This window comes from Escherichia sp. GZ89 (genome assembly GCF_019366485.1).
Taxonomy (GTDB): domain Bacteria; phylum Pseudomonadota; class Gammaproteobacteria; order Enterobacterales; family Enterobacteriaceae; genus Escherichia; species Escherichia fergusonii.
In genome coordinates, this window is record NZ_JAEOHX010000017.1 from 15,346 (window position 1) to 31,978 (window position 16,633).

Sequence of the window (16,633 nt, forward strand, 5' to 3'; positions counted from 1 at the left end):
TATGTCGCAGTCGAAACTCTATCCAGTTGTGATGGCAGGTGGCTCCGGTAGCCGCTTATGGCCGCTTTCCCGCGTACTTTATCCCAAGCAGTTTTTATGCCTGAAAGGCGATCTTACCATGCTGCAAACCACCATCTGCCGCCTGAACGGCGTGGAGTGCGAAAGCCCGGTGGTGATTTGCAATGAGCAGCACCGCTTTATTGTCGCGGAACAGCTGCGTCAACTGAACAAACTCACCGAGAACATTATTCTCGAACCGGCAGGGCGTAACACTGCACCTGCCATTGCGTTGGCGGCGCTGGCGGCAAAACGTCATAGTCCGGACAGCGATCCGTTAATGTTGGTGCTGGCGGCAGATCATGTGATTGCCGACGAAGACGCGTTCCGCGCCGCCGTGCGTAATGCCGTGCCGTATGCCGAAGCGGGCAAGCTGGTGACCTTCGGCATTGTGCCGGATCTACCTGAAACCGGATATGGCTATATTCGTCGCGGTGAAGTGTCTGCGGGTGAGCAGGATACGGTGGCCTTTGAAGTGGCGCAGTTTGTCGAAAAACCGAATCTGGAAACCGCTCAGGCCTATGTGGCAAGTGGCGAATATTACTGGAACAGCGGCATGTTCCTGTTCCGCGCCGGACGCTATCTCGAAGAACTGAAAAAATATCGCCCGGATATTCTCGATGCCTGTGAAAAAGCGATGAGCGCCGTCGATCCGGATCTCGATTTTATTCGCGTGGATGAAGAAGCGTTTCTCGCCTGCCCGGAAGAGTCGGTGGATTACGCGGTCATGGAACGTACGGCAGATGCTGTTGTGGTGCCGATGGATGCGGGCTGGAGCGATGTCGGCTCCTGGTCCTCATTATGGGAAATTAGCGCCCACACCGCGGAAGGCAACGTTTGCCACGGCGATGTGATTAATCACAAAACCGAAAACAGCTATGTGTATGCCGAATCTGGCCTGGTCACCACCGTCGGGGTGAAAGATTTGGTGGTAGTGCAGACCAAAGATGCGGTGCTGATTGCCGACCGTAACGCGGTGCAGGATGTGAAAAAAGTGGTCGAGCAGATCAAAGCCGATGGTCGCCATGAGCATCGGGTGCATCGCGAAGTGTATCGTCCGTGGGGCAAATATGACTCTATCGACGCGGGCGACCGCTACCAGGTGAAACGCATCACCGTGAAACCGGGCGAGGGCTTGTCGGTACAGATGCACCATCACCGCGCGGAACACTGGGTAGTGGTAGCGGGAACGGCAAAAGTCACCATTGACGGTGATATCAAACTGCTTGGTGAAAACGAGTCCATTTATATTCCGCTGGGGGCGACGCACTGCCTGGAAAACCCGGGGAAAATTCCGCTCGATTTAATTGAAGTGCGCTCCGGCTCTTATCTCGAAGAGGATGATGTGGTGCGCTTCGCGGATCGCTACGGACGGGTGTAAACGTCGCATCAGGCGCTGGTTGTCGGATGCGGCGTGAACGCCTTATCCGACCTACGGTTCGGATTTGTAGGCCTGATAAGACGCGGCAGCGTCGCATCAGGCGCTGGCTGTCGGATGCGGCGTGAACGCCTTATCCGACCTACGGTTCGGATTTGTAGGCCTGATAAGACGCGGCAGCGTCGCATCAGGCGCTGGCTGTCGGATGCGGCGTGAACGCCTTATCCGACCTACGGTTCGGGTTTGTAGTCCTGATAAGACGCGGCAGCGTCGCATCAGGCAATGAATGCGAAACCGCGGTGTAAATAACGACAAAAATAAAATTGGCCGCTTCGGTCAGGGCCAACTATTGCCTGAAAAAGGGTAACGATATGAAAAAATTAACCTGCTTTAAAGCCTATGATATTCGCGGGAAATTAGGCGAAGAACTGAATGAAGATATTGCCTGGCGCATTGGTCGCGCCTATGGCGAATTTCTCAAACCGAAAACCATTGTGTTAGGCGGTGATGTCCGCCTCACCAGCGAAACCTTAAAACTGGCGCTGGCGAAAGGTTTACAGGATGCGGGCGTCGATGTGCTGGATATTGGCATGTCCGGCACTGAAGAGATCTATTTCGCCACGTTCCATCTCGGCGTGGATGGCGGCATTGAAGTTACCGCCAGCCATAATCCGATGGATTATAACGGCATGAAGCTGGTTCGCGAGGGGGCTCGCCCGATCAGCGGCGATACCGGACTGCGCGATGTCCAGCGTCTGGCTGAAGCCAACGACTTTCCTCCCGTCGATGAAACCAAACGCGGTCGCTATCAGCAAATCAACCTGCGTGACGCTTACGTTGATCACCTGTTCGGTTATATCAATGTCAAAAACCTCACGCCGCTCAAGCTGGTGATTAACTCCGGGAATGGCGCAGCGGGTCCGGTGGTGGACGCCATTGAAGCCCGCTTTAAAGCCCTCGGCGCGCCCGTGGAATTAATCAAAGTACACAACACACCGGACGGCAATTTCCCCAACGGTATTCCTAACCCGCTGCTGCCGGAATGTCGCGACGACACCCGCAATGCGGTCATCAAACACGGCGCAGATATGGGCATTGCTTTTGATGGCGATTTTGACCGCTGCTTCCTGTTTGACGAAAAAGGGCAGTTTATTGAGGGCTACTACATTGTCGGCCTGCTGGCAGAAGCGTTCCTCGAAAAAAATCCTGGCGCGAAGATCATCCACGATCCGCGTCTCTCCTGGAACACCGTTGATGTGGTGACTGCCGCAGGTGGTACGCCGGTAATGTCGAAAACCGGACACGCCTTTATTAAAGAACGTATGCGCAAGGAAGACGCCATCTACGGTGGCGAAATGAGCGCCCACCACTATTTCCGTGATTTCGCTTACTGCGACAGCGGCATGATCCCGTGGCTGCTGGTCGCCGAACTGGTGTGCCTGAAAGAGAAAACGCTGGGCGAACTGGTACGCGACCGGATGGCGGCGTTTCCGGCAAGCGGTGAGATCAACAGCAAACTGGCGCAACCCGTTGAGGCGATTAACCGCGTGGAACAGCATTTTAGCCGTGAGGCGCTGGCGGTGGATCGCACCGATGGCATCAGCATGACCTTTGCCGACTGGCGCTTTAACCTGCGCTCCTCCAACACCGAACCGGTGGTGCGGTTGAATGTGGAATCGCGCGGTGATGTGCCGCTGATGGAAGCGCGAACGCGAACTCTGCTGGCGTTGCTGAACGAGTAATGTCGGATCTTCCCTTACCCCATTGCGGGTAAGGGGCTAATAACAGGAACAACGATGACAAATCTAAAAAAGCGCGAGCGAGCGAAAACCAATGCATCGTTAATCTCTATGGTGCAACGCTTTTCAGATATCACCATCATGTTTGCCGGACTATGGCTGGTTTGCGAAGTGAGCGGACTGTCATTCCTCTACATGCACCTGTTGGTGGCGCTGATTACGCTGGTGGTGTTCCAGATGCTGGGCGGCATCACCGATTTTTATCGCTCATGGCGCGGTGTTCGGGCAGCGACAGAATTTGCCCTGTTGCTACAAAACTGGACCTTAAGCGTGATTTTCAGCGCCGGACTGGTGGCGTTCAACAATGATTTCGACACGCAACTGAAAATCTGGCTGGCGTGGTATGGGCTGACCAGCATCGGACTGGTGGTTTGCCGTTCATGTATTCGCATTGGGGCGGGCTGGCTGCGTAATCATGGCTATAACAAGCGGATGGTCGCGGTGGCGGGGGATTTAGCCGCCGGACAAATGCTGATGGAGAGCTTCCGTAATCAGCCGTGGTTAGGGTTTGAAGTGGTGGGCGTTTACCACGACCCGAAACCGGGCGGCGTTTCTAACGACTGGGCGGGCAATCTGCAACAGCTGGTCGAGGATGCTAAAGCGGGTAAGATTCATAACGTCTATATCGCGATGCAAATGTGCGACGGCGCGCGAGTGAAAAAACTGGTCCATCAACTGGCGGACACCACCTGTTCGGTGCTGCTGATCCCCGATGTCTTTACCTTCAACATTCTCCATTCACGTCTCGAAGAGATGAACGGCGTTCCGGTGGTGCCGCTGTATGACACGCCGCTTTCCGGGGTTAACCGCCTGCTAAAACGTGCGGAAGACATTGTGCTGGCGACGCTGATCTTGCTGCTGATCTCCCCGGTGCTGTGCTGTATTGCGCTGGCGGTGAAACTCAGTTCACCAGGGCCGGTTATTTTCCGCCAGACTCGCTACGGCATGGATGGCAAGCCGATCAAAGTGTGGAAGTTCCGTTCCATGAAAGTGATGGAGAACGACAAAGTGGTGACCCAGGCGACGCAGAACGATCCGCGCGTCACTAAAGTGGGGAACTTTCTGCGCCGCACCTCGCTGGATGAACTGCCGCAGTTTATCAATGTGCTGACCGGCGGGATGTCGATTGTCGGTCCGCGTCCGCACGCGGTAGCGCATAACGAACAGTATCGCCAGCTCATTGAAGGCTACATGCTGCGCCACAAAGTGAAACCGGGCATTACCGGCTGGGCGCAGATTAATGGCTGGCGCGGCGAAACCGACACGCTGGAGAAAATGGAAAAACGCGTCGAGTTCGACCTTGAGTACATCCGCGAATGGAGCGTCTGGTTCGATATCAAAATCGTTTTCCTGACGGTATTCAAAGGTTTCGTTAACAAAGCGGCATATTGATATGAGCTTACGTGAAAAAACCATCAGCGGCGCGAAGTGGTCGGCGATTGCCACGGTGATCATCATCGGCCTCGGGCTGGTGCAGATGACCGTGTTGGCGCGGATTATCGACAACCACCAGTTCGGCCTGCTGACTGTGTCGCTGGTGATTATCGCGCTGGCAGATACGCTTTCTGACTTCGGTATCGCTAACTCGATTATTCAGCGAAAAGAAATCAGCCACCTTGAACTCACCACGCTGTACTGGCTGAACGTCGGGCTGGGGCTTGTGGTGTGCGTGGCGGTGTTTTTGTTGAGTGATGCCATTGGTGACGTGCTGAATAACCCGGACCTGGCACCGTTGATTAAAACATTGTCGCTGGCGTTTGTGGTGATCCCCCACGGGCAACAGTTCCGCGCGTTGATGCAGAAGGAGCTGGAGTTCAACAAAATCGGCATGATCGAAACCAGCGCGGTGCTGGCGGGCTTCACTTTTACGGTGGTTAGCGCCCATTTCTGGCCGCTGGCGATGACCGCGATCCTCGGTTATCTGGTCAATAGTGCGGTAAGAACGCTGCTGTTTGGCTACTTTGGTCGAAAAATTTATCGCCCCGGTCTGCATTTCTCGCTGGCGTCAGTTGCGCCGAACTTACGCTTTGGTGCCTGGCTGACGGCGGACAGCATCATCAACTATCTCAACACCAACCTTTCAACGCTGGTGCTGGCGCGTATTCTTGGCGCGGGCGTGGCAGGGGGATACAACCTGGCGTACAACGTGGCCGTCGTACCGCCGATGAAGCTGAACCCAATCATCACCCGCGTGTTGTTTCCGGCGTTTGCCAAAATTCAGGACGACACCGAAAAGCTGCGCGTTAACTTCTACAAGCTGCTGTCGGTAGTGGGGATTATCAACTTTCCGGCGCTGCTGGGGCTGATGGTGGTGTCGAATAACTTCGTACCGCTGGTATTCGGCGAAAAGTGGAACAGCATTATTCCGGTGCTGCAATTGCTGTGTATTGTGGGTCTGCTGCGCTCCGTGGGTAACCCGATTGGTTCGCTGCTGATGGCGAAAGCGCGGGTCGATATCAGCTTTAAATTCAACGTATTCAAAACATTTCTGTTTATTCCGGCGATTGTTATTGGTGGGCAGATAGCGGGCGCAATCGGCGTCACGCTTGGCTTCCTGCTGGTGCAGATTATCAACACCATTCTGAGTTACTTCGTGATGATTAAACCGGTTCTTGGTTCCAGTTATCGCCAGTACATCCTGAGTTTGTGGCTGCCGTTTTATCTCTCGCTGCCGACGCTGGTGGTCAGTTATGCGCTGGGCATTGTGCTGAAAGGGCAACTGGCGCTGGGGATGCTGCTGGCGGTGCAAATAGCCGCGGGCGTGCTGGCGTTTGTGGTGATGATTGTGCTGTCGCGCCATCCGCTGGTGGTGGAAGTGAAGCGTCAGTTTTGTCGCAGCGAAAAAATGAAAATGCTTTTACGGGCGGGGTGAGTTGCTGTTTTCGGTTCCGACAACGGTTGCCGGATGCGGCGTAAAACGCCTTATCCATCCTACGGTTCTGTGCTCGGGACCTGTAGGCCTGATAAGACGCGTCAGCGTCGCATCAGGCACTGAATGCCGGATGCGGCGTGAACGCCTTATCCGGCCTACGGTTCTGTGCTCGGGACCTGTAGGCCTGATAAGACGCGTCAGCGTCGCATCAGGCACTGAATGCCGGATGCGGCGTGAACGCCTTATCCGGCCTACGGTTCAGGGCTTGGATCTTGTAGGCCCGATAAGACGCGCCAGCGTCGCATCAGGCACTGAATGCCGGATGCGGCGTAAAACGCCTTATCCGGCCTACGGTTCTGTGCTCGGGTCTTGTAGGCCTGATAAGACGCGCCAGCGTCGCATCAGGCACTGAATGCCGGATGCGGCGTAAACGCCTTATCCGGCCTACGGTTCTGTGCTCGGGTCTTGTAGGCCTGATAAGACGCGCCAGCGTCGCATCAGGCACTGAATGCCGGATGCGGCGTGAACGCCTTATCCGGCCTACGGTTCTGTGCTCGGGTCTTGTAGGCCTGATAAGACGCGGCCAGCGTCGCATCAGGCAAAAAACGGCAATGAACACAACAAACACAGCCTCACCTGGCATCAAATTTATGAGGAAAAAATGAAATTACTTATTCTGGGCAACCACACTTGCGGCAATCGCGGCGACAGCGCCATCTTGCGCGGCTTACTTGATGCCATCAACATCCTCAATCCACATGCCGAAGTGGACGTCATGAGCCGCTATCCGGTCAGTTCTTCCTGGCTGCTCAACCGCCCGGTAATGGGCGATCCGCTGTTCCTGCAAATGAAACAACACAATAGCGCGGCGGGCGTTGTCGGGCGCGTTAAAAAAGTCCTCCGTCGCCGCTATCAGCACCAGGTATTGCTCTCACGCGTCACCGACACTGGCAAGCTGCGTAATATCGCCATCGCCCAGGGATTCACCGACTTCGTGCGCCTGCTGTCAGGTTACGACGCCATTATTCAGGTCGGCGGATCGTTTTTTGTCGATCTCTACGGCGTGCCACAGTTTGAACATGCGCTTTGCACATTTATGGCGAAAAAGCCGCTGTTTATGATTGGTCACAGCGTCGGCCCGTTCCAGGATGAGCAATTTAACCAACTGTCGAACTACGTTTTTGGTCACTGCGATGCGCTGATCCTGCGCGAATCGGTCAGCCTTGATCTGATGGAACGCAGCAATATCACTACCGCAAAAGTTGAACATGGCGTCGATACCGCGTGGCTGGTCGATCACCACACAGAAGATTTCACCGCCAGCTATGCCGTTCAACATTGGCTGGACGTTGCCGCACAACAGAAAACGGTGGCAATTACCCTGCGCGAACTGGAACCGTTCGACAAACGTCTCGGCACCACTCAACAAGCGTATGAAAAAGCCTTTGCCGGGGTGGTCAATCGCATTCTCGATGAAGGGTATCAGGTGATTGCGCTCTCCACCTGTACTGGCATCGACAGCTATAACAAAGACGACCGCATGGTGGCGCTCAACCTGCGCCAGCACATCAGCGATCCTGCCCGTTACCACGTGGTGATGGATGAACTCAACGATCTGGAAATGGGCAAAATTCTCGGAGCCTGTGAACTCACCGTCGGTACGCGCCTGCACTCCGCCATTATCTCGATGAATTTTGCCACTCCGGCAATTGCCATCAACTACGAACATAAATCCGCCGGGATTATGCAACAACTGGGGCTGCCAGAGATGGCGATTGATATCCGTCATTTACTGGATGGCAGCTTGCAAGCGATGGTTGCGGATACCTTAGGCCAGCTTCCGGCGCTGAACGCACAACTTAGCGAAGCCGTCAGTCGTGAGCGTCAGACAGGAATGCAGATGGTGCAGTCCGTACTGGAACGCATTGGGGAGGCGAAATGAAGGTTGGCTTCTTTTTACTGAAATTCCCGCTGTCGTCGGAAACCTTCGTTCTTAACCAAATCACTGCGTTTATTGATATGGGCTTTGAAGTGGAGATTGTCGCGCTGCAAAAAGGCGACACACAAAACACCCACGCGGCATGGACGAAATACAACCTTGCCGCCAGAACCCGCTGGTTACAGGACGAACCTACGGGCAAAGTGGCGAAACTGCGCCACCGAGCCAGTCAGACCTTGCGCGGCATTCATCGTAAAAATACCTGGCAGGCGCTCAACCTCAAACGCTATGGTGCCGAGTCGCGGAACCTGATTTTGTCTGCCATTTGCGGTCAGGTCGCAACACCATTTTATGCCGATGTCTTTATCGCTCATTTTGGCCCTGCGGGGGTAACCGCAGCAAAACTCCGCGAACTGGGTGTCATTCGCGGCAAAATCGCTACTATCTTCCACGGTATTGATATCTCCAGTCGGGAAGTGCTCAACCACTACACTCCCGAATATCAACAACTGTTTCGCCGTGGCGACCTGATGTTACCGATAAGCGATTTGTGGGCCGGAAGGCTGCAAAAAATGGGCTGCCCGAGGGAAAAAATTGCCGTATCGCGTATGGGCGTGGACATGACGCGTTTTAGCCCGCGTCCGGTGAAAGCGCCCGCAACGCCGCTGGAAATCATTTCCGTCGCTCGTTTAACTGAGAAAAAAGGCCTGCACGTGGCGATTGAAGCCTGCCGTCAGTTGAAAGAACAGGGCGTGGCATTTCGCTATCGCATCCTCGGCATTGGCCCGTGGGAACGACGCCTGCGTACCCTCATCGAACAATATCAACTGGAAGATGTGGTGGAGATGCCGGGCTTTAAACCGAGCCATGAAGTGAAAGCGATGCTCGACGACGCGGATGTCTTCCTGTTGCCATCGGTTACAGGTGCGGATGGCGATATGGAAGGCATTCCGGTGGCACTAATGGAAGCGATGGCGGTCGGCATTCCGGTGGTTTCTACTCTGCATAGCGGAATACCAGAACTGGTTGAGGCCGACAAATCCGGCTGGCTGGTGCCTGAGAACGATGCTCGAGCACTGGCGCAACGACTGGCGGCGTTTAGCCAACTGGACACCGACGAACTGGCTCCGGTCGTCAAACGAGCGCGCGAAAAAGTCGAACACGATTTTAACCAGCAGGTGATTAATCGAGAACTCGCCAGCTTGTTACAGGCTTTATAGAGGAGAACGTATGCCATTTAAAACACTCTCCCGACGCACCTTCCTGACGGCAAGCTCGGCGCTTGCCTTCCTCCATACCCCTTTCGCTCGCGCACTTCCCGACCAACAGAGCGTTAACATTAACGACTACAACCCACACGACTGGATCGCCTCATTTAAACAAGCCTTCAGCGAAGGGCAAACGGTCGTCGTGCCTGCCGGATTCGTTTGTGACAATATCAACACCGGCATCTTCATTCCTCCTGGCAAAACGTTACACATCCTCGGAAGCCTGCGAGGCAACGGCAGAGGGCGATTTGTCTTACAGGACGGCAGCCAGGTGACAGGGGAGAAGGGCGGCAGTATGCATAACATCACCCTGGATGTGCGTGGTTCTGACTGCACCATCAAAGGGCTGACGATGAGCGGCTTTGGCCCGGTGACGCAGATCTATATCGGCGGCAAAAACAAACGGGTCATGCGTAACCTGACCATCGATAACCTGACCGTTAGCCACGCTAATTACGCCATCTTACGCCAGGGATTTCATAACCAGATAATCGGTGCCAACATCACCAATTGTAAGTTCAGCGACTTACAGGGCGATGCCATTGAATGGAACGTGGCGATTAACGACCGCGATATTTTGATATCCGACCACATCATCGAGCGCATCAACTGTACCAACGGCAAAATCAACTGGGGCATCGGTATAGGCCTTGCGGGAAGCACTTACGATAATAATTACCCGGAAGACCAGGCAGTGAAAAACTTTGTCGTGGCGAATATCACGGGATCGGATTGTCGGCAGTTGATCCATGTTGAAAATGGTAAACATTTTGTTATTCGTAATATCAAAGCCCGCAATATCACGCCGGATTTCAGTAAGAAAGCAGGCATTGATAACGCCACAGTCGCTATTTACGGTTGTGACAATTTCGTGATTGATAATATTGAAATGATTAATAGCGCCGGGATGTTAATCGGCTATGGGGTAATTAAAGGCAAATATCTCTCGATACCGCAAAATTTCCGAGTGAATAATATTCAGCTGGATAATACCCACCTTGCTTATAAATTGCGCGGTATCCAAATCTCCGCCGGGAATGCTGTCTCCTTTGTGGCACTGACTAACATTGAGATGAAGCGTGCGTCGCTGGAGTTACACAACAAACCGCAACATCTTTTTATGCGAAATATCAAGGTGATGCAGGAATCCTCAGTTGGACCCGCATTGAGCATGAACTTTGACATGCGCAAAGACGTTCGCGGCGTCTTTATGGCGAAAAAAGAAACACTGCTATCTCTTGCAAATGTTCATGCGGTGAATGAAAGAGGACAAAGCTCCGTCGATATCGACAGGATTAATCACCATATTGTTAATGTGGAAAACATTAACTTTAGATTGCCGGAACGGAGAGAGTAGATTTGCGACCATTCATAAACTTACTGGATATAATGTTCTAAAAGATTATAATCCTCACACTAACTGTTAAAGCTGGGGCTGGGCAGCATTGACTACTCAGGGAAGGTACTCATCTTTATCTTGTGTTTCTTACGTAACAACCAGACTAAAGTGATTTATGAACGATAACGTTTTGCTCATAGGAGCTTCCGGATTCGTAGGAACCCGACTACTTGAAACGGCAATTGCTGACTTTAATATCAAGAACCTGGACAAACAGCAGAGCCACTTTTATCCAGAAATCACACAGATTGGCGATGTTCGTGCTCAACAGGCACTCGACCAGGCGTTAGCCGGTTTTGACACTGTTGTGCTACTGGCAGCGGAACACCGCGATGACGTCAGCCCTACTTCTCTCTATTATGATGTCAATGTTCAGGGTACCCGCAATGTGCTGGCGGCCATGGAAAAAAATGGCGTTAAAAATATCATTTTTACCAGTTCCGTTGCTGTTTATGGTTTGAACAAACACAACCCTGACGAAAACCATCCACACGACCCTTTCAACCACTACGGCAAAAGTAAGTGGCAGGCAGAGGAAGTGCTGCGTGAATGGTATAACAAAGCACCAACAGAACGTTCATTAACCATCATCCGTCCTACCGTTATCTTCGGTGAACGCAACCGCGGTAACGTTTATAACTTGCTGAAACAGATCGCTGGCGGCAAGTTTATGATGGTGGGCGCAGGGACTAACTATAAGTCCATGGCTTATGTTGGAAACATTGTTGAGTTTATCAAGTACAAACTGAAGAATGTTGCCGCAGGTTATGAGGTTTATAACTACGTTGATAAGCCAGACCTGAACATGAACCAGTTGGTTGCTGAAGTTGAACAAAGCCTGAACAAAAAGATCCCTTCTATGCACTTGCCTTACCCACTAGGAATGCTGGGTGGATATTGCTTTGATATCTTGAGCAAAATTACGGGCAAAAAATACGCTGTCAGCTCTGTGCGCGTGAAAAAATTCTGCGCAACAACACAGTTTGACGCAACGAAAGTGCATTCTTCAGGTTTTGTGGCACCGTATACGCTGTCGCAAGGTCTGGATCGAACTCTGCAGTATGAATTCGTCCATGCCAAAAAAGACGACATAACGTTTGTTTCTGAGTAATGCAGACGAGTCAGAGAAAAAAGGACCAGGTTGGACTACGATTATTCGGAAAGAGGTACTGATTAAATTATCAGTATGTGGATTTCCGAGTAATCCGAGTAACCCAGATGCTGATGGTGTGTAGTGTTATCGTAAGGTTTAATCAAAGTTATGCGGAGCTAAGCTTTGGTATATAGCCATAACGTTTGGCTAACCTGCGGCAATAATTTACGCACTATCAGCCAATTAGAGGTAGGAAAAGAATGACGAATTTAAAAGCAGTTATACCGGTAGCAGGTCTTGGGATGCATATGTTGCCTGCCACTAAGGCGATTCCCAAAGAGATGCTACCGATCGTCGACAAACCAATGATTCAGTACATTGTTGACGAGATTGTGGCTGCAGGGATCAAAGAAATCCTCCTGGTAACTCATGCGTCCAAGAACGCGGTCGAAAACCACTTCGACACCTCTTATGAATTAGAATCTCTCCTTGAACAGCGCGTGAAGCGTCAACTGCTGGCGGAAGTACAATCTATCTGTCCGCCGGGCGTGACCATTATGAACGTGCGTCAGGGTGAACCTTTAGGTTTAGGCCACTCCATTTTGTGTGCACGCCCCGCCATTGGCGACAACCCATTTGTCGTGGTGCTGCCGGACGTTGTTATCGATGATGCCAGCGCCGACCCGTTGCGTTACAACCTTGCTGCCATGATTGCGCGCTTCAATGAAACGGGACGCAGTCAGGTGCTGGCAAAACGTATGCCGGGTGACCTCTCTGAATACTCCGTCATCCAGACCAAAGAACCACTGGATCGCGAAGGTAAAGTCAGCCGCATTGTTGAATTTATCGAAAAACCGGATCAGCCGCAGACGCTGGACTCAGACATCATGGCCGTTGGTCGCTATGTGCTTTCTGCCGATATTTGGCCGGAACTTGAACGCACGCAGCCTGGTGCGTGGGGACGTATTCAGCTGACTGATGCTATTGCCGAACTGGCGAAAAAACAATCTGTTGATGCAATGCTGATGACTGGTGACAGCTACGACTGCGGTAAAAAAATGGGTTATATGCAGGCGTTTGTGAAGTATGGACTACGCAACCTGAAAGAAGGGGCGAAGTTCCGTAAAGGCATTGAGAAGCTGTTAAGCGAATAATGAAAATCTGACCGAATGTAACGGTTGATAAGAAAATTATAACGGCAGTGAAGATTCGTGGCGAAAGTAATTTGCTGCGAATATTCCTGCCGTTGTTTTATATAAACAATCAGAATAACAACGAGTTAGCAATAGGATTTTAGTCAAAGTTTTCCAGGATTTTCCTTGTTTCCAGAGCGGATTGGTAAGACAATTAGCGTTTGAATTTTTCGGGATTGGCGGGAATGGGTAACGCTCGTCACATCGTAGGCATGCATGCAGTGCTCTGGTAGCTGTAAAGCCAGGGGCGGTAGCGTGGATAATTTTATTTATGGTGAAGCTTTGGCTTTTAATACAAATCTTAATAAAAATATAGCTTATCTTTTCTTAGTACAAGGAAGTTCTTATTTACTACCTCTCATAACTTTCCCATATCTTGTTCGTGTATTGGGACCAGAGTTTTTTGGGGTGCTGGGTTTCTGCCAAGCATCAATGCAATATTTGGTGATGCTTACAGAATATGGTTTTAATTGGACTGCAACTCAAAAAATAGCCATTAATAAAAATGATCGTAATAAGTTAACACATATTTTTTGGGGGGTTATCTTTGCAAAAATACTATTAAGTTTTTTTGCTTTTATTATGTTAACATTAGTTTGCATTTTTATTGAGCGCTATCGCGATGTTGCATTGATACTTGCGGCGTTTAGCCCTTTGGTTTTTGGTAATATAATTTATCCAATTTGGTTTTTTCAAGGATTAGAGAAGATGAAATGGATTTCATTGTGTACAATAACGGCACGAGCAATGTTAATTCCATTAACGTTCATTTTTGTAAAATCACCAGAAGATGTTTGGATAGCCGCGTTAATTCAGGGGGCAATAAATTTATTTGCAGGTTGCATCAGCTTATATATAATCAAACGCAATAAGTGGGTTGGTAGAGTTGTTTTTTCTGTAAAAGATATTAAGGAAAATTTAGTAGATGGTTGGCATGTATTTGTTTCAACATCTGCTATAAGTCTTTATACAACAAGCACAACTATAATTTTAGGATTTGTTTCTGGTCCAATTGCTGTGGGGTATTTTAATGCAGCGAATACAATACGTAATGCTGCACAAGGCTTACTCAATCCGCTAACTCAGGCTATTTATCCACGGATAAATTCTTTATTTGATACAAACTATCCGCAGGCATTAAGTTTAATTAAAAAATCTTTACGATATATAGGTTTATTATCTTTGCTCGGATCATCTTTTTTATTCATATTGGCTCCGTATATTATTTCATTAACAGTAGGAGAAAAGTATTTATACTCAGTTGATATATTGAGGTGGATGGCCTTCTTACCATTTGTACTTGTTTTAAGTAATATTTTTGGTGTTCAAACTATGTTGACACATGATTATAAAAAGGAGTTTAGCTACATTCTTATATTGAGTGGTGTTCTTAATCTAACAATTATCTTTCCCTTGGTTTATAAATATTCTGCAATAGGTGCAGCCATTTCTATTTTAATTACTGAATCCTTTGTGGCGTTGGCAATGTATTTGTTTTTGCGAATAAAGAATATATATATTATTAAATGAGTGGTGAATCAATGTATGACTTCATTATAGTTGGTGCTGGTTTGTTTGGGGCTGTTTGTGCCAACGAATTGAGTAAAAAAAATAAAAAAGTTCTAGTTTTAGAAAAGAGAAACCATATAGCTGGGAATGCCTACACGGAAAACGATGAAGGGATTCAAGTCCATAAGTATGGAGCGCATATATTCCATACTAATGATAAAGAAGTGTGGGAGTATGTAAATTTATATGCTGAATTTAATCGTTTCACTAATTCGCCTTTAGCTTTTAGCGGAGGTAAGTTATTCAATTTACCTTTCAACATGAATACTTTTTACCAACTCTGGGGAGCTCAGACCCCTCAGGAAGCTATGAGTATTATAGATGAACAGCGAAGAGAGATTGGAGAAAAAATACCTACAAATTTAGAGGAAAAAGCAATATCACTAGTGGGGCGTGATTTATATGAAAAATTAATAAAAGGTTATACTGAGAAACAATGGGGAAGAAAAGCTTCTGAGTTACCAGCATTTATAATTAACAGAATCCCTGTGCGTATGACATTTGACAATAACTATTTCACAGATCGCTTCCAGGGTATCCCGGTTGGTGGATACACTAAAATGGTTGAGCGTATGTTGGATGGTATTGAAGTACGACTTAATACAGATTATCTGAAAAATAAGAGCAATTTTAGAAAAATGGGAACAGTTGTAATTTATACTGGACCGATTGATGAATATTTTGAATACTGCTACGGTATGCTCGAATATCGTTCACTTAGATTTGAAACCTCAACACTTCCTGTAAGTAATTATCAAGGAAATGCGGTAATTAATTATTCAGAAAGAAAGGTGCCTTACACAAGAATCATTGAACATAAACATTTTGACCCTGTCGATACACCTATAACAAAAATAACAAAAGAATATCCATGTGAATGGAAAGAAGGAGATGAACCTTATTACCCTATAAATGATGAAAAGAATATGCTACTCTTTAATAAATATAAAAAACTATCTAAAAATGAGGACGAAGTGTATTTTGGCGGTCGTTTGGCTGAGTATAAATATTATGATATGCATCAAGTCATTCGTGCAGCATTAAATTTATCTAGAAAATGGAGTTGATAGATGAAATATACGTCAGTTCATGTGTGTTGTCCTGGTAATATTATAAGTGGTGGTCCTGAATTATTACATCAATTTGTTCATGAGTTAAGGCAGAATGGCGTTGATGCTCATATAATTTATTTTCCATTTGAACAGTTGTATGATACTCCTGCGTTATATAGTCATTATGATATTGCCAAAAGTAATATTAATGAAATAAAAAAAGAAGATATTGTATTTATACCAGAAACCGCGACATACCTAATAAATAGGATCTCTTGTGAAAATATTGCTATTTGGTGGCTTTCAATAGATTTTTATTATGGATGTCCTGTAGATAAAAAAATCTCTCCACTGATGCTTAAACATTATGTCGATGTGTGGAAAGGAAAAAAATTGTCATTTAGTGAAATGAAGAAGTTTCAACATTTTCATCAAAGCTACTATGCAAAAGATTTTTTAAGTCGAAAAGGTATAATTTCTAAAGAATTATCTGATTATTTAAATGACGAGTTTATTAAAACTAATATATTAAATAGGGACAACAATCGAAAAAAAATAATAGCATACAATCCTAAAAAGGGGATAAAAACCACAAATAGGTTAATTAAGGCATTTCCCAATTACAAATTTGTACCTTTGATAAATATGAGGCCTAATGAAATAAAGAATTTATTAAAGAGTATAATGATTTATATTGATTTTGGACATCATCCGGGGAAAGATCGTTTTCCTAGAGAAGCAGCTATTTCAGGATGTTGTATTATTACAGGGCAACGGGGGAGCGCGAAAAATAATGTTGATCTACCAATTCCAGATAGATTTAAATTAAGAGATAATAGTAATGACCTTGAAGTGAAATTTGGTGAGCTTGTAGAATCAATATTTGATTGTTTTGAAAAAGAAACAATGAGCTTTGAGGATTACAGGACTAAAATTAGACAAGAGCATCAAATATTTCAACGAAATGTATATGAAATAGCAAAAAGTTGTGCTATCACGAAAGAGATATAATTT

12 protein-coding genes are annotated in these 16,633 nt (G+C 48.2%); all 12 read left to right on the forward strand.

What is annotated here, in order from left to right:
* Position 1: 1 nt before the first annotated feature.
* The 12 genes from cpsB (at position 2) to K0335_RS19900 (ending at position 16,630) form a co-directional block, all read left to right on the forward strand.
* Entirely contained in the window at positions 2-1,438 is a 1,437-nt protein-coding gene (cpsB, locus tag K0335_RS19845) for a mannose-1-phosphate guanyltransferase (protein WP_219394040.1), read from the forward strand.
* A 368-nt stretch (positions 1,439-1,806) separates the two neighbouring features.
* Positions 1,807-3,177 (forward strand): colanic acid biosynthesis phosphomannomutase CpsG, encoded by a 1,371-nt coding sequence (cpsG, locus tag K0335_RS19850; protein ID WP_001315712.1) that lies wholly within the window; start codon positions 1,807-1,809, stop codon positions 3,175-3,177.
* Positions 3,178-3,231: 54 nt separating this feature from the next.
* A complete protein-coding gene (wcaJ, locus tag K0335_RS19855) occupies positions 3,232-4,626 on the forward strand; it encodes an undecaprenyl-phosphate glucose phosphotransferase (protein WP_000183130.1) in 1,395 nt (464 codons plus the stop codon).
* Between the two features lies 1 nt (position 4,627).
* The gene (wzxC, locus tag K0335_RS19860; protein WP_219394042.1) at positions 4,628-6,106 is read left to right on the forward strand and encodes a colanic acid undecaprenyl disphosphate flippase WzxC; all 1,479 of its coding nucleotides are present in this window, start codon (positions 4,628-4,630) and stop codon (positions 6,104-6,106) included.
* Positions 6,107-6,767: 661 nt separating this feature from the next.
* A complete protein-coding gene (gene wcaK / locus K0335_RS19865) occupies positions 6,768-8,048 on the forward strand; it encodes a colanic acid biosynthesis pyruvyl transferase WcaK (protein WP_219394044.1) in 1,281 nt (426 codons plus the stop codon).
* Positions 8,045-9,265, forward strand: coding sequence for a colanic acid biosynthesis glycosyltransferase WcaL (wcaL, locus tag K0335_RS19870; protein WP_000862683.1), 1,221 nt, complete (start codon positions 8,045-8,047; stop codon positions 9,263-9,265). Before wcaK ends, wcaL begins: the two co-directional genes overlap by 4 nt.
* Positions 9,266-9,275: 10 nt before the next feature.
* Entirely contained in the window at positions 9,276-10,670 is a 1,395-nt protein-coding gene (gene wcaM / locus K0335_RS19875; protein ID WP_219394046.1) for a colanic acid biosynthesis protein WcaM, read from the forward strand.
* A 157-nt stretch (positions 10,671-10,827) separates the two neighbouring features.
* Positions 10,828-11,823, forward strand: coding sequence for an N-acetyl-alpha-D-glucosaminyl-diphospho-ditrans,octacis-undecaprenol 4-epimerase (locus K0335_RS19880; protein WP_219394048.1), 996 nt, complete (start codon positions 10,828-10,830; stop codon positions 11,821-11,823).
* A gap of 242 nt (positions 11,824-12,065) precedes the next feature.
* On the forward strand, positions 12,066-12,959 hold the full coding sequence (galF, locus tag K0335_RS19885; protein ID WP_000183060.1) for a UTP--glucose-1-phosphate uridylyltransferase GalF: 894 nt from the start codon (positions 12,066-12,068) through the stop codon (positions 12,957-12,959).
* Between the two features lie 255 nt (positions 12,960-13,214).
* On the forward strand, positions 13,215-14,528 hold the full coding sequence (wzx, locus tag K0335_RS19890) for an O140 family O-antigen flippase (RefSeq protein ID WP_077778058.1): 1,314 nt from the start codon (positions 13,215-13,217) through the stop codon (positions 14,526-14,528).
* Between the two features lie 11 nt (positions 14,529-14,539).
* Positions 14,540-15,634 (forward strand): UDP-galactopyranose mutase, encoded by a 1,095-nt coding sequence (gene glf, locus K0335_RS19895; RefSeq protein ID WP_089518249.1) that lies wholly within the window; start codon positions 14,540-14,542, stop codon positions 15,632-15,634.
* A gap of 3 nt (positions 15,635-15,637) precedes the next feature.
* The gene (locus tag K0335_RS19900; RefSeq protein ID WP_089518250.1) at positions 15,638-16,630 is read left to right on the forward strand and encodes a hypothetical protein; all 993 of its coding nucleotides are present in this window, start codon (positions 15,638-15,640) and stop codon (positions 16,628-16,630) included.
* Positions 16,631-16,633: the final 3 nt, after the last annotated feature.

Coding starts and splice junctions, on each gene's coding strand:
- galF (WP_000183060.1), top strand. CDS start 12,066: ATGACGAATTTAAAAGCAGTTATACCGGTAGCAGGTCTTGGGATGCAT.
- wzx (WP_077778058.1), top strand. CDS start 13,215: ATGCAGTGCTCTGGTAGCTGTAAAGCCAGGGGCGGTAGCGTGGATAAT.
- wcaM (WP_219394046.1), top strand. CDS start 9,276: ATGCCATTTAAAACACTCTCCCGACGCACCTTCCTGACGGCAAGCTCG.
- cpsG (WP_001315712.1), top strand. CDS start 1,807: ATGAAAAAATTAACCTGCTTTAAAGCCTATGATATTCGCGGGAAATTA.
- wcaK (WP_219394044.1), top strand. CDS start 6,768: ATGAAATTACTTATTCTGGGCAACCACACTTGCGGCAATCGCGGCGAC.
- wcaJ (WP_000183130.1), top strand. CDS start 3,232: ATGACAAATCTAAAAAAGCGCGAGCGAGCGAAAACCAATGCATCGTTA.
- wcaL (WP_000862683.1), top strand. CDS start 8,045: ATGAAGGTTGGCTTCTTTTTACTGAAATTCCCGCTGTCGTCGGAAACC.
- cpsB (WP_219394040.1), top strand. CDS start 2: ATGTCGCAGTCGAAACTCTATCCAGTTGTGATGGCAGGTGGCTCCGGT.
- K0335_RS19880 (WP_219394048.1), top strand. CDS start 10,828: ATGAACGATAACGTTTTGCTCATAGGAGCTTCCGGATTCGTAGGAACC.
- wzxC (WP_219394042.1), top strand. CDS start 4,628: ATGAGCTTACGTGAAAAAACCATCAGCGGCGCGAAGTGGTCGGCGATT.
- K0335_RS19900 (WP_089518250.1), top strand. CDS start 15,638: ATGAAATATACGTCAGTTCATGTGTGTTGTCCTGGTAATATTATAAGT.
- glf (WP_089518249.1), top strand. CDS start 14,540: ATGTATGACTTCATTATAGTTGGTGCTGGTTTGTTTGGGGCTGTTTGT.